This window comes from Flavobacterium sandaracinum, assembly GCF_004349135.1.
In the GTDB taxonomy this organism is placed as follows: domain Bacteria; phylum Bacteroidota; class Bacteroidia; order Flavobacteriales; family Flavobacteriaceae; genus Flavobacterium; species Flavobacterium sandaracinum.
This window is the reverse complement of sequence record NZ_SMFN01000034.1, coordinates 1-19362: the sequence shown is the minus strand read 5'-3', so window position 1 is coordinate 19362 and position 19362 is coordinate 1. Positions and strand designations below refer to the sequence as shown.

Annotated in this window: 18 protein-coding genes; 4 read left to right on the top strand and 14 right to left on the bottom strand. The window is 34.2% G+C overall.

The features are described from left to right. Nucleotides 1-236: 236 nt before the first annotated feature. Nucleotides 237-491, top strand: coding sequence for a GIY-YIG nuclease family protein (locus E0F91_RS17050; protein WP_132067578.1), 255 nt, complete (start codon nt 237-239; stop codon nt 489-491). Between the two features lie 248 nt (nt 492-739). On the opposite strand, the gene E0F91_RS17045 is transcribed toward E0F91_RS17050, so the two are convergent. The 4 genes from E0F91_RS17045 to E0F91_RS17030 form a co-directional block, all read right to left on the bottom strand. After that, nucleotides 740-2242 carry an aldehyde dehydrogenase family protein gene (locus E0F91_RS17045; protein WP_132067577.1) on the bottom strand — a complete coding sequence of 501 codons (1503 nt, stop codon included), beginning with the start codon at nt 2240-2242 and terminating at the stop codon, nt 740-742. 213 nt (nt 2243-2455) lie between these two features. Continuing rightward, nucleotides 2456-3292 carry a helix-turn-helix domain-containing protein gene (locus E0F91_RS17040; RefSeq protein WP_132067576.1) on the bottom strand — a complete coding sequence of 279 codons (837 nt, stop codon included), beginning with the start codon at nt 3290-3292 and terminating at the stop codon, nt 2456-2458. 272 nt (nt 3293-3564) lie between these two features. After that, complete coding sequence (gene mtgA, locus E0F91_RS17035) at nt 3565-4305, bottom strand: monofunctional biosynthetic peptidoglycan transglycosylase (protein ID WP_132067575.1); 741 nt, start codon at nt 4303-4305, stop codon at nt 3565-3567. Beyond that, complete coding sequence (locus tag E0F91_RS17030) at nt 4305-5417, bottom strand: NAD(P)/FAD-dependent oxidoreductase (protein ID WP_132067574.1); 1113 nt, start codon at nt 5415-5417, stop codon at nt 4305-4307. The genes mtgA and E0F91_RS17030 overlap by 1 nt, the downstream gene beginning before the upstream one ends. A 246-nt stretch (nt 5418-5663) precedes the next feature. Between E0F91_RS17030 and E0F91_RS17025 the strand changes: the two genes are divergently transcribed. Beyond that, complete coding sequence (locus E0F91_RS17025; RefSeq protein WP_132067573.1) at nt 5664-7565, top strand: S9 family peptidase; 1902 nt, start codon at nt 5664-5666, stop codon at nt 7563-7565. Between the two features lie 112 nt (nt 7566-7677). Further along, nucleotides 7678-10110 (top strand): ATP-binding protein, encoded by a 2433-nt coding sequence (locus E0F91_RS17020; RefSeq protein ID WP_132067572.1) that lies wholly within the window; start codon nt 7678-7680, stop codon nt 10108-10110. On the opposite strand, the gene E0F91_RS17015 is transcribed toward E0F91_RS17020, so the two are convergent. The 10 genes from E0F91_RS17015 to E0F91_RS16970 all read right to left on the bottom strand — a co-directional run bounded on the left by E0F91_RS17015 (nt 10107) and on the right by E0F91_RS16970 (nt 18591). Beyond that, complete coding sequence (locus E0F91_RS17015) at nt 10107-11453, bottom strand: sigma-54-dependent transcriptional regulator (protein ID WP_132067571.1); 1347 nt, start codon at nt 11451-11453, stop codon at nt 10107-10109. The genes E0F91_RS17020 and E0F91_RS17015 overlap by 4 nt on opposite strands. Before the next feature lie 445 nt (nt 11454-11898). Then, on the bottom strand, nt 11899-12195 hold the full coding sequence (locus tag E0F91_RS17010) for a hypothetical protein (protein WP_132067570.1): 297 nt from the start codon (nt 12193-12195) through the stop codon (nt 11899-11901). Nucleotides 12196-12225: 30 nt separating this feature from the next. Then, nucleotides 12226-12522: a hypothetical protein gene (locus E0F91_RS17005; protein WP_132067569.1), complete on the bottom strand. Its 297-nt coding sequence runs from the start codon at nt 12520-12522 to the stop codon at nt 12226-12228. Nucleotides 12523-12781: 259 nt separating this feature from the next. Continuing rightward, nucleotides 12782-14128 carry an acetyl-CoA carboxylase biotin carboxylase subunit gene (accC, locus tag E0F91_RS17000; protein ID WP_132067568.1) on the bottom strand — a complete coding sequence of 449 codons (1347 nt, stop codon included), beginning with the start codon at nt 14126-14128 and terminating at the stop codon, nt 12782-12784. Between the two features lie 98 nt (nt 14129-14226). Then, the gene (gene accB, locus E0F91_RS16995; RefSeq protein ID WP_073355555.1) at nt 14227-14706 is read right to left on the bottom strand and encodes an acetyl-CoA carboxylase biotin carboxyl carrier protein; all 480 of its coding nucleotides are present in this window, start codon (nt 14704-14706) and stop codon (nt 14227-14229) included. Nucleotides 14707-14729: 23 nt separating this feature from the next. Beyond that, a complete protein-coding gene (locus tag E0F91_RS16990; protein WP_132067567.1) occupies nt 14730-15728 on the bottom strand; it encodes a beta-ketoacyl-ACP synthase III in 999 nt (332 codons plus the stop codon). Between the two features lie 173 nt (nt 15729-15901). Then, nucleotides 15902-16096 carry a 50S ribosomal protein L32 gene (gene rpmF / locus E0F91_RS16985; RefSeq protein ID WP_007137315.1) on the bottom strand — a complete coding sequence of 65 codons (195 nt, stop codon included), beginning with the start codon at nt 16094-16096 and terminating at the stop codon, nt 15902-15904. A 9-nt stretch (nt 16097-16105) separates the two neighbouring features. After that, entirely contained in the window at nt 16106-16648 is a 543-nt protein-coding gene (locus tag E0F91_RS16980) for a YceD family protein (RefSeq protein WP_132067566.1), read from the bottom strand. An 85-nt stretch (nt 16649-16733) separates the two neighbouring features. Then, on the bottom strand, nt 16734-17783 hold the full coding sequence (gene pdxA / locus E0F91_RS16975; RefSeq protein ID WP_132067565.1) for a 4-hydroxythreonine-4-phosphate dehydrogenase PdxA: 1050 nt from the start codon (nt 17781-17783) through the stop codon (nt 16734-16736). Nucleotides 17784-18045: 262 nt separating this feature from the next. Beyond that, complete coding sequence (locus E0F91_RS16970) at nt 18046-18591, bottom strand: hypothetical protein (protein ID WP_132067564.1); 546 nt, start codon at nt 18589-18591, stop codon at nt 18046-18048. A gap of 530 nt (nt 18592-19121) precedes the next feature. On the opposite strand from E0F91_RS16970, the gene E0F91_RS16965 reads away from it, so the two are divergent. Further along, a partial coding sequence (locus E0F91_RS16965; RefSeq protein ID WP_132066289.1) for a transposase occupies nt 19122-19362 on the top strand: 241 nt, incomplete at its 3' end.

Sequence of the window (19362 nt, the reverse complement as noted above, 5' to 3'; positions counted from 1 at the left end):
GCCAAAGATTGGGCTCTTGTTTATTTTGAAATTTTTGATTCAAGGTCATTAGCAGTACAAAGGGAAATGGAAATCAAAAAGAAAAAAAGCAGAAAGTATATCGAATATTTAATTTCAAAAAAATCATCTAGCTAGAGTGTCCCGAAAGCTTTCGGGAAGGTGACCGGTTCGAATCCGGTATTCTCCACAAAACAAAAACTCAAGTTAAATAGCTTGAGTTTTTTTATTTTAGAACTATGTTTCACACTTATATTATTTTCTCTAAAACTTTAGACAAGTACTATACAGGCTCCTGCCATGATATACAAAATAGACTTAATGACCATTTAAATAGTAGAAGTAAATATACTAAAACCGCCAAAGATTGGGCTCTTGTTTATTTTGAAATTTTTGATTCAAGGTCATTAGCAGTAAAAAGGGAAATGGAAATCATAAAGAAAAAAAGCAGAAAGTATATCGAATATTTAATTTCAAAAAAATTATCTAGCTAGAGTGTCCCGAAAGCTTTCGGGAAGGTGACCGGTTCGAATCCGGTATTCTCCACAAAACAAAAACTCAAGTTGAACAGCTTGAGTTTTTTTTTATTTTAGAACTATGTTTCACACTTATAGTATTCCACATAAAACAAAACCGTAAATCCAATTAGTAAGGATTTACGGTTTTATGAAATAAATCAAAAAGGCTGTCTTAGAATAAATGCAGACAACCTTTTAGTTTATGCATTATATAGTGCTTTCAATTAAAAGAAACCAACTGGCTCTTTGTCGTAAGAGATCAACATGTTTTTTACAACACGGTAATGATCTAATGCCATTTTATGGTTTTCACGACCAAATCCTGAATCTTTAACACCACCAAAAGGAGCGTGAGCAGGATAGGTATTGTATTGGTTCACCCAAACTCTACCCGCTTGAATAGCACGTGGAACTTGGAATAATTCATGAGCATCACGAGACCACACACCTGCACCTAATCCATAAGGAGTATCATTTGCAATAGCAATAGCTTCTTCAGTAGTACTGAATGTTGTTAACGCTACAACTGGACCAAAAATTTCTTCTTGGAAGACACGCATGTTGTTTGTTCCTTTTAATACTGTTGGTTGAACATAGTAACCTCCAGCAAGTTCGCCTTCATAATTACCCGCTTCTCCTCCAGCTAATACAACTGCACCTTCTTCTTTACCAATGTTGATATAGTTGACGATTTTATCGCATTGTGCTTTTGAAACTTGAGATCCAATCATTGTCTCTGGATCAAGTGGATTTCCTGCTTTTATTAGTTTTAAACGGGCTTGCATTCTTTCAATGAAAAGATCAGCAATACTTTCGTGAACTAAAATACGCGATGGAGTGGTACAGATTTCTCCTTGATTAAGAGCAAACATTAACGCTCCTTCAATTGCTTTACTGAAAAATTTATCATCTTCAGCAGCTACAGATGGGAAGAAAATGTTTGGAGATTTTCCACCTAATTCCATAGTTACTGGAATAATATTTTCGGCTGCATTATGATATACTTTTCGACCTGTTTCGGTAGATCCAGTAAATGAAAGTTTAGCAATGCGTTTTGAAGTTGCTAAAGCTTGTCCTGCTTCTGATCCAAAACCAGTTACAATGTTTAATACTCCTGCAGGTAAAATATCACCTATCAATTCCATCAACACAATCACACTTGTTGGTGTTTGTTCCGCTGGTTTAACAACTGCAGTACAGCCTGCTGCTAAAGCTGGAGCAATTTTCCAAGCTAACATTAACATCGGAAAGTTCCATGGAATGATTTCTCCAACAACTCCAATAGGCTCGTTTAAAACGATGCTCAATGTGTTTTTGTCATGCTCTGAAACACTTCCTTCATCTGCACGAATTACACCTGCGAAATAACGAAAGTGATCGATACAATAAGGAATATCTGCTGCGCGTGCTTCACGGATTGGTTTACCGTTATCAATTGTTTCTAATGTTGCTAAATATTCTAAGTTGTCTTCCATTACTTGCGCAATTTTCAACAACATATTACTACGCTCTGTTACTGAAGTTGTACTCCAAGTAGGGAACGCTTTATGAGCTGCATCCAAAGCAAGGTCGATATCTTCTTGAGTTGAACGAGCAGCTTGAGTAAACACTTTTCCATCAACTGGAGAAGGGTTGTCAAAATATTGCCCTTTTACTGGAGCAACAAATTTACCGTCAATAAAATTATCATATCTTTCTTTGAAAACAGGTTTAGTTACATTTGCCATTTTTTAATATTTAAATTATCTAAGTGTAATTATTTTTTTAAAAACGCTTTGTTTTAATTACACTACAAATGTACGGTGGAGGTAAGCGTAACAGGTTATTGATACGGTTCAAAAACTTATGAAAAAAGATCATTTTATATTTTAAAATTGCAGTACGGCAAAAAAACTATACATAAACGCCTGTTTATTATTCATTTATGGTTTTAAATCGTTTTAATGAATTTCCTTTGGACTAATTCCGAATTTGTTTTTAAAGGCGATACTAAAGTTAGACAGATTATTATAGCCTATTTCTAAATAAATATCGGAGGGTTTTAATACTCCTTCTTGTAACAAGTCTTTAGCTCTTTGCAAGCGCTTGTCTTGTAGCCATTGGCCAGGAGCTTCGTTGTATTCAAATGCAAAATGACGTTTAAAGGTAGACAAACTCATGTTGCATAAAAAAGCGATTTCTTCTAACTTTAGATTCGAATGCACATTGCTTTCCACCACTTTTTTAAAAGGAGAAACTTCTTTGGAGATTAAGGAATACAAATAGAATTCAAATTTCTGTTCATATTTGTATAAAAGATAGAGCATAATTTCTTCAAATTTGACTAGAAGCAACCGTCTCGTATAATCAGAAGAAGCCGCACTCAAAACCGATAGTGAATTTAAGAAGGTTGTGATGTAGTCATCATTTTCAATTACGAAATAAGGAATTTCGTCTTTATGAGGAGAGCCACTTTTAGTGTGTTTTTGTAGAAATTCAACCAGCTTTTCCTCTGAAAAAAAGAAGAGCTTACAATAATAAATAGCTTCCGTATCCAATAATTCGGTCCAAAGCCAATTTCCTTTTTTAAGAAGCAAAGACTGTTTACTATTTACAGCAATTGAGGTATCTGCAAAGTGAACCTGTTTTTTACCCACCTGCAAAAAACTAAACATGTTCATACTTAAATTGACCTTGCTTTTTACAACATCATTGGTCATTTTAAAATCATAAACCAATAGATCCCCACTAAATTCCTGGTCTTGACTATAAATCTCGGGTATATTTGCTATTGGCATTTGATATTTCTCAAAAGGATTATTATACTATATTAACCTGTATTTTGCTAAATACTGAAAATTGTTATCATCTACTTCTCTTCATTCTATTGCTACACGAAAAGAAACTCCGCTGTAACAGCTTTCAGTTCCGAAAAATCATGACACAATACCACCCAATTAAATGACAAGTAGTACTATAAAATAATGCGAGAAATACGATCTCTTGCGAAAGTTTTTCTTCTTGTTTTAAAGCTAGAGGAGTTACCATAAATGGCAGTTTTTAATGCGTTTTAATATTCAATTTTACCAACTTGACGCATTACACGAACAATTTTATCTTTTCGTCGGTTGATGTAGGAGGAAGAACTAGTTGCCGAATATTTTCGTGGATTGGGTAAAATTGCTGCAATTCCTGCTGCTTGCATCGGAGTGAGGCTGGAAGCTCCTTTTCTATACCAATGTTCTGCAGCCGCTTGCGCTCCATACACCCCATTCCCCATTTCGATACTATTCAAATATACTTCCATGATGCGCTCTTTTCCCCAAATGATTTCAATCAGAACCGTAAAATACGCTTCAAGTCCTTTTCTCAAATAACTTCTACCCTGCCAAAGAAATACATTCTTGGCTGTTTGTTGTGATATGGTACTTCCTCCTTTTATTCTTCGCCCTCTTTCATTGCTTTTATATGCTTTTTGCATCGCAACAAAATCAAAACCATTGTGTTTCAAGAACGTTCCATCTTCACTGGCAATTACCGCTTTTTGCAGGTTCATGGAAATATTTTCAATTGGTTCCCAGTCGTGGCTGAAAAAAACTTCTTTTCCGGCGGCTTTGTTTTCAATCGCCCGAATGACCATTAATGGTGTAAATGGAACCGGAACAAATTTAAAAAGTACCACAAAAAATAAAGAGAGTCCAAAGAACCACAACAATGCTTTGAATAGAATACGGGTTAGTTTGCTCATAAAAGAAGTCGGTTCTTTTTTAACGGGTTGTCTTGATTTTTTTGGTGTTATTTTCGTTGCCATTATACTAAATCTGCTAATTCTGTTCCAATTAAACTTCCTATTGCCACTCCCATTCCGCCCAATCTCACGCCACAATAGACATTATCGGACAGTTGCGAAACGATTGGATTCTTGCTATTGCCAATACCCATAATTCCGCTCCAACAGTGTGCAATTTGGAAATCCTGCTTCGGCAAAATTACTTCTTTTAATAATTGTTCCAATTTATTTTGGACGATTTCTGTTTGTCCAAATTCAGTAGTGTTTTCCGTCTCAAAATCGAGATTTCTTCCTCCGCCCAATAGTATTCTATCACCAATATTCCTGAAATAATAATAGCCTCTATCCAGATGAAAAGTTCCTTTTATGTCTAAGTTTTTAATGGGTTCGGTAATTAAAACCTGAGCTCTTGCTGGCTTAACAGCTCCATTTGTCAATGCATTTGCAAAACCATTAGTCGCAAAAAGTATTTTTTTAGTATTGAAACTGAAATCGCCCAGCGCTACTTCTACTCCATTTCCTTTATCAAAATAAGAGGTAACGGTTTGTTGGTTTAAAATTAAAATGTTTTTCGAAACCGCTACTTTCAACAACGCTTGCATCATATTTCCAGTGTCTATCTGCGCTTCATACGGATTAAAAACTAAATATTCCTGTATCCCACCAAATCCAAAACGGTCGACTTCCTTGGCAAAAACATCGGCTTTGAACAATGGTCTTAAAATTTCATTGATAAATGGTAATTTCCCAATACAATCACTGTAACAACTTTCGTCGTCTTTTAAAAATAACTCATATCCGCCATACGGCTTAAAATCTATACTGTCATCACCAAGCCTTTTTCGCAGCAATTGCAAGCCTTTCCATCGTTTTTGAACCAATTGTACGACTTCATCTTCTGAATGGGATTTTAAATCATCTATGATTTCTGAAAGACTGCCAAAACAGGCAAAACCAGCATTTTTAGTACTCGCTCCTTGCGGTAACATTCCTTTTTCCAAGACTAGAATTTTGCTTTCTGGGAATCTTTCGCGCAGGCGTAATGCAGCATGCAAGCCCACAATACCGCTTCCTACGATGGTATAATCGACATCAGTAAACCAGTTTTTCAACTCCCAATAGCTCAAATCCATGTTCAAATATTTTTCATAAAAATAATAATTTTTTGGAGCTAATCCCGCTATCCGTTTCAAATAAATTCACTGAACTCCAATTAAAATAAAAGTAGTGTGAAGTAATCTTTTATTTTTTTCTTTAAAAAATAAAAGAATTCCCTCCCGACGCCTCGGAATTATCGAGGCTAAAAACCAAGTGTTAAAAACGAAAAAACATCAATTTAAATTGGCTAATTTTAGCATTCGAAAAAATCAATAACTAAAATGAAAAAAGTACTGCTTATACCCTTATTAATGATGAGTTTAACTGCGATGGCACAAAATGTAATGACTCCGGAACTGCTTTGGAAACTTGGAAGAGTAACTCCTTTAGGCATTTCAAAAGATGGAAAAAATGTAGTTTATAAAGTTACTACTCCTTCGGTACAAGAAAACAAATCGGACTCAAAATTCTACACTTTGCCAGTAAATGGTGGAAATCCAACCGAAGTAAAAGAGATCAAAGATGTATTAAAAGACAAAAATACTTCTCCAGACGGAAAATATATCGTTTACAGTGAAGAAGTAAAAATCGAAAAGGTTCACGGAAAAGATTTTTATCCGGAGCTGGAAAAATCAGACGTTCAAATCTATGACGGCTTAAATTACCGCCATTGGGACACTTGGAACGAAGGCAAATACAACCATGTTTTTTACAAAGAAAACAAAGAAGGCGCTGTGGGAATTGATATTCTGAAAGGTGAAAATTTTGACAGTCCACAAAAACCGTTTGGTGGAGACGAAGATTATATTTGGTCGCCAGACAGCAAGACTATCCTTTATGTAAGCAAGAAAAAAGCAGGAACCGATTATGCAGTTTCTACCAACACCAATATCTTCGAATACAATCTGGAAACAGGAAAAACCATCAATAGAACCGAAGAAAACCTCGGATATGATACGGCTCCACAATTTTCTCCAACCGGAAATTTGACTTGGTTGCAAATGAAACGTGACGGTTTCGAAGCGGACAAAAACGACCTAATGTTGAGTTTCAAAGGAATGAAAATGAACTTAACGGCTAATTGGGACGGAACAGTTGATACTTTTATGTGGAGCGCTGATGGCAAAAAAGTATATTTTGTAGCGCCAATTGACGGCACAAAACAATTATTTGAAGTTAATTTTCCGGGTCTGACCAAAATAGCAATTACCGTTCGCCAAATCACTATTGGCGATTTTGATGTCAATGATTTAGTTGGTTTTTCAGGAGATAACATCATCGTAACGAAAACCGACATGAATCATGCAGCGGAAATTTTTTCTTATAATTTACAGCAAAACACTTGGAAACAACTTTCGAATGTCAATTCAGCAACCTATAATTCTTTGGCGTTAAGCAAAACCGAAAAACGCTACGTAACGACGACGGATGGCAAAAAAATGTTGGTTTGGGTTGTTCTTCCTCCTAATTTTGATGCTACAAAAAAATACCCAACTCTTTTATATTGTCAGGGCGGACCGCAGTCTGCATTGACACAATTTTATTCCTACCGATGGAATTTACAGTTGATGGCTGCCAACGGCTATATTGTTGTGGCTCCTAATCGTCGCGGAATGCCAGGTCATGGTGTAGAATGGAATGAGCAAATCAGCAAAGACTGGGGCGGACAAGTCATGGACGATTACCTATCAGCGATTGATGATGTAGCGAAGGAAAAGTATGTTGATGCAAGCCGTTTAGGATGCGTTGGCGCCAGTTACGGAGGTTATTCCGTTTTCTATTTAGCGGGAATTCACAACAACCGATTCAAAACGTTCATCTCTCATGATGGTGTTTACAATACGCAAAGTATGTTTGGAACTACTGAGGAAGTTTTCTTTAGCAACTGGGATTTTGGTGGTGCATATTGGGAAAAAGACAATGCTGTAGCTCAAAAAACATACACGACATTCAATCCAATGACTTTAGTGGAAAAATGGAATAAACCTATTTTAATTATTCAAGGCGGAAAAGATTTCCGTGTACCAATAGGACAAGGTCAAGAAGCTTTCCAAGCAGCTCAATTGCGCGGCATAAAAAGCAGATTCTTATATTTTCCAGAAGAAAACCACTGGGTATTGAAACCACAAAATGCTCAGGTTTGGCAAGGTGAATTTTTTAAATGGCTAAAAGAAACCTTATAATTTTGAACTTTTGATTAATGAAACCTCACTTTTCCGTGAGGTTTTTTTATTGGTGTCAAAATATTCTGAATATCTTAACTTGAAAGCCTTTTCTAATTTTTATCTTTGAAAAATGGACCACAAAAAAAGCTACATTCCGATAAAAGTTTTCATAAGTTACCTAGTCTTAGTACTTCTTTTTGGGAGCGTGGGCTGGTTTTTATATTCTGAAAACAAGAACTTTTCTTCAACTGAGAAAAGTTTTACGGAGAAAAACGGTTCTATTTTGAAAGTCAGTAATGTCTTGTCTGATTTATACAAAACAGAAAGTCTAGCCAGAATCGCTATTCAGTCAGAATCTGAAAAAGATTTCAAAGATTATGTAGCAAAGACTATAATACTGAAAGTTAACATTGATTCCTTGAAAGCAGTAGTTTCTACTCCATATCAAATCAAACTATTGGATAGCGTACAGGTTTTATTATCCAAAAAAATTCAGAATATTCAGCAATTAAAAACTATAAAAAATAAAACCGAAGATGAAGCCGCAGTCAGCAATGCCATCTCCGATTTAACTAAAATGGAGTCTTCAATGCGGAAACTTCAATTAGAAGACTTTGTAAAAAGCCCGGCAATGATGGGCAATTATGAGCGAAACGTACTCCAGAAATATGTTGCCTATTTAAATCAAAACATACCAGACGACAGCACTAACACATTAAGTAAAAAAGCATCTGATTCTATTTTATCGGTTTCAAAAATGTTGCTGAATCAAGTACAGAAAGAGACTGCAAATAAGAAAAAGTTATTGAATCTTGAGGAAAATAAATTACTTCAAAATGAACTTTCAATCTCGGATCAATTGAGGAAAGTCCTTGGAATTATAGAGAGAGAAATCATTTTAAACACAACACAGAACTATTTAGGACGAGAAGAATCTTTAAAAAAAACCAATCAAATTGTTACTACCGCGGCAATAATTGGATTGCTGCTCACATTATTTTTTCTAATTTTAATTTTGAATGACTTTTCTAAAACGCAATCGTACAAGAAACAATTAGAGGCAGCTAGTTTGAAAGCTAGAAAATTACTAATCAGTAGGGAACAACTTATTTCGACGGTAAGCCATGATTTAAAAACACCGTTAAGTACTATTATTGGTTACACAGAACTGCTAAGCAATTCAGATTTAAATACTAAGCAATTGTATTTTACAAAAAACATCAAGGGATCCTCCGATTATATCTCCAAGTTGGTACAAGACTTATTGGATTTTACTCAAATCGAAGCAGGTAAAATTACTATTGAAAAAATTCCTTTTTCTTTACCTGATATTATCAATGAAGTAGGCAACAGCATTCAATCCGTTTATCAGCAAAAACCAATAGAACTGATTCTTGACATAGACCCAACTTTGCAAGCACGAATTGTTGGTGATCCTTTTCGACTGAGACAAATTTTGTCTAATATTATAGGAAATGCATTTAAATTTACAGAAAAAGGATTTATAAAGATTGAAGCCAAAGCAAATTTTGAAACTAGTAAAATAACCCTCAAGATTGAAGATTCAGGAATTGGTATCGCAGAAAAAAATCAACAACTGATTTTTGAGGAATTTACACAAGCTGATGACAAAATAGAAAAAAAATACGGAGGAACTGGACTAGGACTGACCATATCCAAAAAAATGACAACAATCTTAGGCGGGTCATTAAAACTAAAAAGTGAACTGGGGAAAGGAAGTGTTTTTGAAATTCAAATCCCATTAATTTATGACAAAACATTGTTTGAAAATACACCTGTATTTGATGCCTCAAAAAGGAAACTCATCGCAATAATTATTGATGATGATCTAAGTTTACTACAACTTACAACTGAAGTTTTAAGGCAAAATCATTATAGTGTTTTCCCATTTAATAATGCACCTGAAGCACTTTCTTGGATACAAAACAATACTTTTGATTTCATAATTACCGACATTCAAATGCCCAATATGGACGGTTTTGTATTTCTAAAGGAATTACAAAACACCCATAATTTCAATTATATGAATCAAGCAGTAATTGCAGTTACCGGAAGGCAGGATTTAAGTTTAGAGGATTATAAAAAAGCAGGGTTTACGACTGTTATCCGAAAACCCTATTCCCCAAAAATAGTGCTAAAAACTATCACAGCAATTTTTAACAATAGTGAAATTCCTATTGTTTCAACTAAAAAGAATAATTCTAAAAATACAGACAAACTCTATTCGTTAAAAGCACTTAAAGCATTTTTACCTAATGAAAATGAAGCTTTAAAAGAAGTTTTAGAAACATTTATGACGAGTACAAAGGCGAACTTAGTGTTATTAGAGCAAGCTTCAATAGACGACAATTTTACCCAAATTAAAAATATTGCTCATAAGATAAACCCTATGTTTAAACAAATAGGAGCCTTCCAAATTAGCTTGCTTTTAGATCAATTAGAACTAAAAGACACTGATTCGTCCGAAATCAATCATTTAGTTCGAGATTTAAAAAATAAGATCTCAGTTCTTTTTATACTTTTGGAAAAGGAAATAAACTAAGTTATACCATATAATTTTAATTTATTATACAAGGTTTTTCTGTTGATTTTAAGCAATTTAGCAGCCTCTGTTTTATTATTATTGCTTCTATGTAAAGCTTCTAAAATTATTTCTTTTTCATTATCCGACAAAGAAAATGCTGTAGTTTTTTTCTCTTCATTTAGAAAAAACTCTAACGGCAATACTGCTTTTTCGATAAAATCCCCCTGTGATAATAAAGTAGCCCTTTTGATACAGTTTTGGAGTTCTCTAAGGTTTCCAGGCCATTTATAGTTTTGAAAAATAGCCATTACTTCAGAAGAAAATCCAATAATATTTTTATTCAATTCTAAATTCGATTTTTCCAGAAAAAAATCGGAGAAGAGCATCAAATCCTCCTCTCTCTCTACTAATGATGGAGAATGAATAGAGAATTCATTAATTCTATGGTATAAATCTTCCCTGAAATCACCTTTTTTAACCGCTTCTCGCAAATCCTCATTTGTTGCAGTAATAATCCGGATATCAACCTCTATTTCTTTATTACTACCAACGGGTTTGATTTTTCTTTCTTGCAAAGCACGCAAAAGCTGGATTTGATTCTCATAAGAGAGATTTCCTATTTCATCTAGAAAAATAGTACCGCCATTTGCTGCTTCAAAGAAACCAATTTTATCCTGTATCGCCCCTGTAAAAGAACCCTTTATATGACCAAAGAACTCGCTTGCAGCTAATTCTTTTGGAATCGAACCACAGTCAACCGCAATGAAATTAGTGTTTTTTCTGGAACTATTTTCGTGAATATTCTTAGCGATAACTTCTTTTCCAGTCCCGCTTTCACCAATAATTAAAACGGACATGTTAGTTGGGCTGACTAATTGTATGTATTCCGCCAACTTTAGTGAAGCTTTAGAGATACCCTTTAAAAATTTATTTGGATTAATTTTTACCTTTTTCTTTTCGCTTTTTACAGTAGAGACAGTATTGATTAGTTCTTCATCCTTAACTATTTGTAAAGCATTATTAATAACCAATAAGACTTCCTCTGGATTAAAAGGTTTTGAAATATAATCTGCCGCACCGTTTTTTATAGCTTTAACAGCTGTACTTACATCAGCGTACCCTGTCATTAAAAGTATAGGGACATTAGGGTGAGTCGTTTTGATTTCGGACATCAGTGTGATTCCGTCGTAATCAGGAAGCCTCAAATCTGTAATAATGAGATCAAATTCAGTACTTTGTATGTTAGTTTTTGCTTCGGCAGCAGAAAATGCCGTCGTAACCTCAAAGGTTTTTTTTATTAGAAATTTTTCTAATAACTTACAAAATGCTACATCATCTTCAATCAATAAAATTTTAGCCATTACATTTTAACTTTAATGCTAAAATAAAATTATTTAAGTTGTATTCTCCTAATTTTTTGCAAAAAAAAAGAGAGACTGTAAAAACAATCTCTCTTTTTAAAAAATAAAAAAACTCCCCAATTATTTATTTATACAGTTCCCTTTAGCATCCGCGCAAACAGTAGCTTTCTGGTCTCTAACTGTAATCTCTAATTTGTATTCTCTCTTCTCAATAATGTATGCTTTTTCTAGAATTGCGCCTGGGTGAGCGGTTTCGAGTACTATTTGTATAGCATCAGGTACCTTGTATACTTTTAAGTGTCTTACCTAAAGAGATAAGGATTGATGTTTGGCATCTTGCAAAGGAATAAGCACTTCATCCGAAGATTAACTTCCTAAAATCATGGCTAAAATAAAATTAATATTTTCTCAGCCCTTGTTTTTAAATTGTAATTATTTTAAAAATCTATTTTTGAATCCATTTCCCACTTTCATCAGCAAATAGATTACCTATCTTGTCTCCTACAGTAACATCCAGTTTGTATTCTTTCTTTGCATTGATATACGCTTTATCTAAAACTGCATTAGGATAGGCCACTTTCAATGCGTTAGTAATTGCCACTGGGACTTCCTCTAATTTAACTTCGGTATATTCTTCCTGAATAGTTGCTGTTTTGACTACTTCGATTGTAATTGGCAGTATTGCTGCATAAGTTGACAAACTTCCTAAAACGATTGCTGCTGATAAGATTAACTTTTTCATAATATTTGTTTTATTGTTATTTTTCATTGCTTATTTCTGAATCCATTTCCCGCTCTCATCGGCAAACAAATTCTCTTTTTTACCTTCAATAGTAACCTCTAATTTATACTCTTTGGCTGCATTGATATATGCTTTATCTAAAACTGCACTTGGATAAGCTGCTTTTAATGCCTCTATGATTGCCGCAGGAACCGCTTCTAGCTCAACTTCGGTATATTCTTCTTGAATAGTAATCGTTTTTACTACTTCAACTGAATTGGGCACTGTGATTGCGTAAGTACTTACACTCCCTAAAACAATGGCTGCTGATAAGATTAACTTTTTCATGATTTATATTTTTTAAGATTGTTTATTTGTAAATGATAATCGAATAATCGTACCATTATTACAAAACAACACTAAACCGTCACAATGCACTTACAAACAGTATTTTACAAAATAATATAAGTTATTTGAATAGGGGTAGCTGGGGAATTTTATGAGTAAAATGTATATTATTTACACAACTTACTCCTTAACCCGAAAAAATTAGATCAAAAAAAAACCTTGCATCGCTGCAAGGTTTTGAAATATAAGTTTAATGTTTTTATTCTGGATCATTCATTTTGAAAGTATCCATAAATGCTGTTGTATAATCCCCAGCAATATAACGAGGATCATCCATTAACTGTCTGTGAAAAGGAATTGTGGTTTTGATACCTTCAATAACAAATTCATCTAAGGCTCTTCTCATTTTACTGATTGCTTCCTCACGAGTTTGAGCAGTTGTTATCAATTTAGCAATCATAGAATCATAATTGGGAGGAATAGTATATCCTGAATACACGTGCGTATCTAAACGAACACCGTGTCCTCCTGGCATGTGAAGCGTAGTGATTTTGCCTGGAGATGGACGAAAATCATTATAAGGGTCTTCTGCATTAATACGACATTCTATAGCATGCAATTGTGGTAGATAATTTTTTCCTGAGATAGCTACGCCAGCTGCAACAAGAATTTGTTCACGAATTAAATCATAATCAATAACTTGTTCCGTAATAGGATGCTCTACTTGAATACGAGTATTCATCTCCATAAAGTAAAAATTACGATGTTTATCTACTAAAAACTCAACCGTTCCTGCGCCTTCATACTTAATATATTCTGCTGCTTTTACTGCTGCGGCTCCCATTTCGGTTCGCAATTTATCGGTCATAAATGGTGAAGGGGTCTCTTCAGTCAATTTTTGGTGGCGCCTTTGTACTGAACAGTCTCTCTCAGAAAGGTGACATGCTTTACCATAAGAGTCACCTATCACCTGAATTTCAATGTGACGAGGCTCTTCAATTAATTTTTCTAGATACATTCCATCATTACCAAAAGCAGCTGCTGATTCTTGACGTGCACCTTCCCAAGCTTTTAATAAATCCTCTTCTTTCCAAACGGCACGCATTCCTTTTCCACCACCACCAGCAGTAGCTTTAAGCATTACTGGATAACCAAAATCTCTTGATAATTGCAAGGCTTGGTCATACGATTCTAAAATCCCCACTGAACCTGGTACACAAGGAACACCTGCTTCAATCATAGTCGATTTTGCAGAGGCCTTATCTCCCATTCTATCAATCATTTCAGGAGAAGCCCCAATAAATTTGATGCCATGTTCTTGACAAATTTTAGAAAACTTAGAATTTTCAGAAAGAAATCCATACCCTGGATGTATTGCGTCTGCATTAGTAATTTCGGCAGCTGCAATTATGTTTGACATCTTCAAATAGGACAAGTTGCTTGGAGGTGGCCCTATACAAACTGCTTCGTCAGCAAACTTTACGTGTAAACTTTCAGCATCAGCAGTAGAATAAACGGCTACTGTTTTAATACCCATTTCCTTGCAAGTTCTAATTACGCGTAACGCAATTTCCCCTCTATTTGCAATTAATATTTTTTTAAACATCTTTTTTTGAAATTTTAAATGTTGAATTTTAAATTTTAAATTATTTCAAATAACGAAAACTCATCATTCAAAATTTATAATTTATAATTTATAATTTCTTATGATGGATCTACTAGGAATAATGGTTGGTCAAATTCAACTGGTGACATATCGTCTACTAAAATTTTTACGATTTTACCAGAAATTTCAGATTCGATTTCGTTAAATAATTTCATCGCTTCGATTACACAAAGCACGTCTCCTTTAGAAATTGTTTTACCTACTTCCACAAACATTGGTTTATCTGGAGATGGTTTTCTATAAAAAGTTCCAATGATTGGAGATTTAATAGTGATATAGTGTGAATTTTCAACTACTGGAGCTTCAGGAACAGCGGCTACCGGTGCCATTTGCGGCGCAGCGGCTACTTGCTGAGGTGCAGCTTGAGCAGGCATCTGTTGCACATAAGTGGTCTCTGTTACATTACCTTCTAAAGTTGTTCTGATGGTGATTTTGACATCATCCATTTCTAACTTAACTTCTGCAACTCCTGAATTTGCTACAAACTTGATTAGATTTTGAATTTCTTTTAAATCCATAATTATTTGTTTTTAGTTTAAATTTATTTTTTATCGTATGCCCATTTGAGATAAATAGATCCCCAAGTGAATCCACCTCCAAATGCAGCTAAAATTATTGTATCTCCTTTTTTGAATAAATGCTCAAAGTCGCTAAGCACTAATGGCAAAGTTGCCGAGGTAGTATTTCCATATTTTTCAATATTCATCAGCACTTTAGAGTCTTCTAAATTCATTCTATTTGCTGTTGCATCGATAATACGTTTGTTGGCTTGATGAGGAACTAACCAATTTACATCTTCATTGGTCAAATTATTTCTTTTGAGAATTAATTCACTTGAATCCGCCATATTAGTTACCGCATACTTAAAGACAGTTTTTCCATCTTGGATAATATTGTGTTTATTATCTTTCACCGTTTCAATAGTAGTTGGATTAAGAGAACCACCAGCATCAATTTTTAGAAAATCTCTGCCTATTCCATCGCTACGAAGGTATTCGTCTTGCAATCCTAATCCTTCATAATTTGGCTCAAATAATACTGCACCAGCACCATCACCAAAAATAATACAGGTCGAACGATCCGTATAATCTACGATAGAGGACATTTTATCTGCACCTATTAAAAGCACTTTTTTATATCTTCCTGATTCTATGTAAGCTGCAGCTGTCGACATGCCAAATAAAAAGCTAGAACAGGCTGCCTGCAAATCATATGCAAAAGCATTTGTGGCTCCAATTTGTGTGGCCACATATACGCCCGTTGCCGCTACTGGCATATCTGGTGTTGCAGTTGCCATTATCAATAAATCTATTTCCAAAGGATCAATATTAGCTTTAGCCAATAAATCTTGCGCAGCTTTTACAGCCAAGAAAGAAGTTCCTTTATCCTCATCTTTGAGAATTCTTCTTTCTTTTATTCCTGTGCGAGAGGTAATCCACTCGTCATTGGTATCAACCATGGCTTCAAGAGCTTTGTTCGTTAGCACAAAGTCTGGAACATAGGCTCCAACAGCGGTTATTGCGGCTGTGATTGTATTCATTGTATGCATTTATTTCTAGTCAAATGTTGCCATTTGAAATTTTTTAAAAGACTTGAAAATTACAAAAAAAATTCCATTTTCATTGATTTGGAACTTCTTATTTAACGAAAATTACAAACAACAAAAAAACTCTCACGATGTGAGAGTTCCAATATCATTTCCAAAATGTATTATTAAGCAACAGCTACAGATTTATCTATAACAACTTGCCCTCTGTAGTACATTTTACCTTCATGCCAATACGCTCTGTGGTATAAATGCGCTTCTCCAGTGATTGGACAAGTAGCGATTTGTGCTACAGTTGCTTTGTAATGTGTTCTTCTTTTATCTCTTCTTGTTTTCGAGATTTTTCTCTTAGGATGCGCCATTTTACTATATTATTTATCCGTTAATAGTTGCTTTAATTTGTCCCAACGTGGGTCTATATTTTCTTCTTCTGTATTTTCTTCTTTTATTTCCTTTACCGTAAGCTCATTGAGCTTTGTCAAAGCTTCCGTTTTTAAACTTCCGTCTTTTATGCCCGGATGAACTCGTTTTAGAGGGACTGACAATACAATCATTTCATAGATGTATTGGACAATATCAATCTCGAATTCTCCGTGTGGTAGAATCAACAACGCCTCATTTTCATTGTTAAATTCTTCTCCAAAACGAACGATTAACTTCATTGCGCCTTTAATTGGCAAATCAAAATCTTCGCTTGTGAGATCACAAGGTACATTTACAACACCTTTATGTTTAAAACTCAATTCTAACAGCGTACTTTTTTTCTCTAAAACTACATTTACTTTGATATTTGAATCTTGATATTCAGTATAATCAAAGATTTCAAAGAACGCATTACTGATTTGATATTCAAAATGATGTTTCCCTAGCTTTAATCCTATGAAAGGAATTAAATATTCTTTTGTGTTCTTCATTTCAACAACAATTTGCCCCTAAACTTCGGGAGTGCAAAGATATAAAATTATTGCAAATCTAATAATGTTATTCACTTTTTTTTGTTCACAACTGCTTTTCTTTGGTTCTCAGCGGTTTTTTACTGATTTCTGCATATTGATTTCGCGAATGATAAATATCTAATGCCAGATATACCGCCTCTTTAAATGAATTGTAATCTGCTATTCCCTTTCCCGCTATATCATAAGCAGTGCCGTGATCTGGCGAGGTTCTTATTTTATTCAAACCGGCAGTGTAATTCACCCCATTCCCAAAAGATAATGTCTTAAAGGGAATCAATCCCTGATCGTGATAAGTAGCTATAACTGCATCGTATTTCTGGTATTGGTTACTCCCAAAAAAACCATCTGCGGCAAAAGGTCCAAAAACCAAAGTTCCTTTATCAAATATTTTTTTTAAAGTAGGTTTAAGTATCAAATCATCCTCCGTACCAATAACACCCCCATCGCCGCAATGAGGGTTTAACCCCAATACTGCTATTTTTGGCTTATTTATACTGAAATCCTGAATTAATGACTGCTTAATAGTTTCAATCTTTTTCTTAATCAATTCCTCAGTAAGATGAGAAGCTACTTCGTTTAAGGGAATATGATCCGTCAATAGCCCTACCCGCAACGTATCTTGAACCATCAGCATAAGCGCATTGCCTTCTAGTTCTTGATCCAAATAATCCGTATGTCCTGGAAACTTAAATTCGTCAGATTGTATATTGTATTTATTTATCGGTGCCGTTACTAACACATCCACAAGGCCATCTTTTAAAGCTTTAGTTGCAGCAACAAATGATTTTATAGCATATTCTCCTGCTTTTGGGTCACTTTTACCCAGATTCAAATCCAATCCCTCTCTCCACAGATTTAAAACATTAATCTTTCCGGGAACAATTTGATCTAGTTTATCAATACCATGCAGTAAAGAAGTCGATTGGAAACTTTTTTTTACAAAGGACAACAATTTAACATTTGCAAAAATTACTGGCGTACACAACTCTAACATACGAGAATCCTCAAATGTTTTTAAAACAACTTCGCTTCCAATACCGTTTAAATCTCCAATAGAAATTCCTACGATTATATTTTCTGCTTTTTTCATCATGACATACCGTTATTTATTGCTAATTTTGAAGTGCAAAGTTACTATTATCTCTATAAGTACCAGCAAATTCAAGTGTTTACGTTGTTGTATATAATTATAGTGCACGTTGTAGTGGATGTTACTGCAATTATCACTGCAACAAAGATACTCAAAATTATTACTCTATCGCTCCGTTAATCACACGATATTACAAGCATTCCCCCATTGTTCATAGTATGATATTTAAGTAACTATAAGGACTTAGTCAAACCACTCTACCCAGTTATTTAGACGAATTCATCTCAATAACCGCTTTGTTGATATAACAAAAGTACCTACCATTATTATCTATTTTTGAGATATGTGTGTTTTTATTATTCAATATATCAAGATCCAGGTATATGCCTATCCCTATTAACGAGCTACAAATAAGCTCATACTCAGCATTAGTAGAAAAATGAATATGGTAAGCTTTCGTCTTATCCTCACATCGTTCTATCCTATAAATAGTTGTGAATGGCTTTAGATCAACAATGACTTTTTCTCCGATTAACTTATAGAACTCAACATCATAATTATCTTTCATATTTACCGTCAATTCATGTCGAAATTCAATCTTTGTGTGCGATGAATGTTTTCTTTCAGCCTGGAAAAGATCAATAAGGGAATAATGTATTTGCCACTTTGATCCTATGCGGTATGCAAGGTTACCTTCAACAATTTTACCTTGTTTAAGTAATTTGTTTAGCCTATACTTTATCATTCTATATTTTAAATCAGTCAGATGATATTCTTCTAACCTGCTAAGAGTATAAAAAAATTTAGTCATAATTAATTAATATTTTTACTTAGAGGGTATATATTATTAAGATATACGAGGTACCTCTATGCTTGATAACATTTAACTCTATTCTATATATTAATTATAATTGCCTTTGTTTACCGTTTTCACCAAATAATTACTAAATAAAACACCGAACACCTGATTTCATTGGTATTAAGCGATAGATGTTTTTTTAATCTACAACACTACTGCCCGTTTACAGCATGTAGATACTAAAGATTCACCACTATTACATACTAAACACTATTGCCCTCAGTGTGATTATAATAATCTTATTGCCCTCTACCCGACAAGAAATCACTCTTCAGACTAATATCCTGAATCTACCGCGATTTTGATGACAGATAATCAAATACTTAATTACATGAATGATTCGCCGGAATCACTCTAAATTTGATGACAATCCGACACAAATACCATGTATAAGATCTTTCTATTATATAGAGATATTAGTATCTGGATGTACTAATTTAGCTGGGAGTTTGAGTTAAGAGAAAAAACCTTAATTTTAACTTATGACAAGAGAAAGAAAAATTTATGACGCAGCGTTTAAAATAAAAGCTGTAGAATTGAGTAATGAACGATCTAACCTTACTGAATTAGCCAGAGAATTAGGTATCCGTGTTAGTATGCTGTATAAATGGCGTAAAGATTACGATAAATTTGGATCTGGTAGTTTTCCTGGTAATGGAATTTTAAAACAAACCGCAGAACAAAAATTGATTAGCGAATTAGAGGCAAAATTAAAAGAAGCTG

Coding starts and splice junctions, on each gene's coding strand:
- E0F91_RS17030 (WP_132067574.1), bottom strand. CDS start 5,417: ATGGATTTGAGCTATTGGGAGTTGAAAAACTGGTTTACTGATGTCGAT.
- E0F91_RS17020 (WP_132067572.1), top strand. CDS start 7,678: ATGGACCACAAAAAAAGCTACATTCCGATAAAAGTTTTCATAAGTTAC.
- E0F91_RS17005 (WP_132067569.1), bottom strand. CDS start 12,522: ATGAAAAAGTTAATCTTATCAGCAGCCATTGTTTTAGGGAGTGTAAGT.
- E0F91_RS17010 (WP_132067570.1), bottom strand. CDS start 12,195: ATGAAAAAGTTAATCTTATCAGCAGCAATCGTTTTAGGAAGTTTGTCA.
- pdxA (WP_132067565.1), bottom strand. CDS start 17,783: ATGATGAAAAAAGCAGAAAATATAATCGTAGGAATTTCTATTGGAGAT.
- E0F91_RS17025 (WP_132067573.1), top strand. CDS start 5,664: ATGAAAAAAGTACTGCTTATACCCTTATTAATGATGAGTTTAACTGCG.
- accC (WP_132067568.1), bottom strand. CDS start 14,128: ATGTTTAAAAAAATATTAATTGCAAATAGAGGGGAAATTGCGTTACGC.
- rpmF (WP_007137315.1), bottom strand. CDS start 16,096: ATGGCGCATCCTAAGAGAAAAATCTCGAAAACAAGAAGAGATAAAAGA.
- mtgA (WP_132067575.1), bottom strand. CDS start 4,305: ATGGCAACGAAAATAACACCAAAAAAATCAAGACAACCCGTTAAAAAA.
- E0F91_RS16980 (WP_132067566.1), bottom strand. CDS start 16,648: ATGAAGAACACAAAAGAATATTTAATTCCTTTCATAGGATTAAAGCTA.
- E0F91_RS17050 (WP_132067578.1), top strand. CDS start 237: ATGTTTCACACTTATATTATTTTCTCTAAAACTTTAGACAAGTACTAT.
- E0F91_RS16970 (WP_132067564.1), bottom strand. CDS start 18,591: ATGACTAAATTTTTTTATACTCTTAGCAGGTTAGAAGAATATCATCTG.
- E0F91_RS17015 (WP_132067571.1), bottom strand. CDS start 11,453: ATGGCTAAAATTTTATTGATTGAAGATGATGTAGCATTTTGTAAGTTA.
- E0F91_RS17040 (WP_132067576.1), bottom strand. CDS start 3,292: ATGCCAATAGCAAATATACCCGAGATTTATAGTCAAGACCAGGAATTT.
- accB (WP_073355555.1), bottom strand. CDS start 14,706: ATGGATTTAAAAGAAATTCAAAATCTAATCAAGTTTGTAGCAAATTCA.
- E0F91_RS16990 (WP_132067567.1), bottom strand. CDS start 15,728: ATGAATACAATCACAGCCGCAATAACCGCTGTTGGAGCCTATGTTCCA.
- E0F91_RS17045 (WP_132067577.1), bottom strand. CDS start 2,242: ATGGCAAATGTAACTAAACCTGTTTTCAAAGAAAGATATGATAATTTT.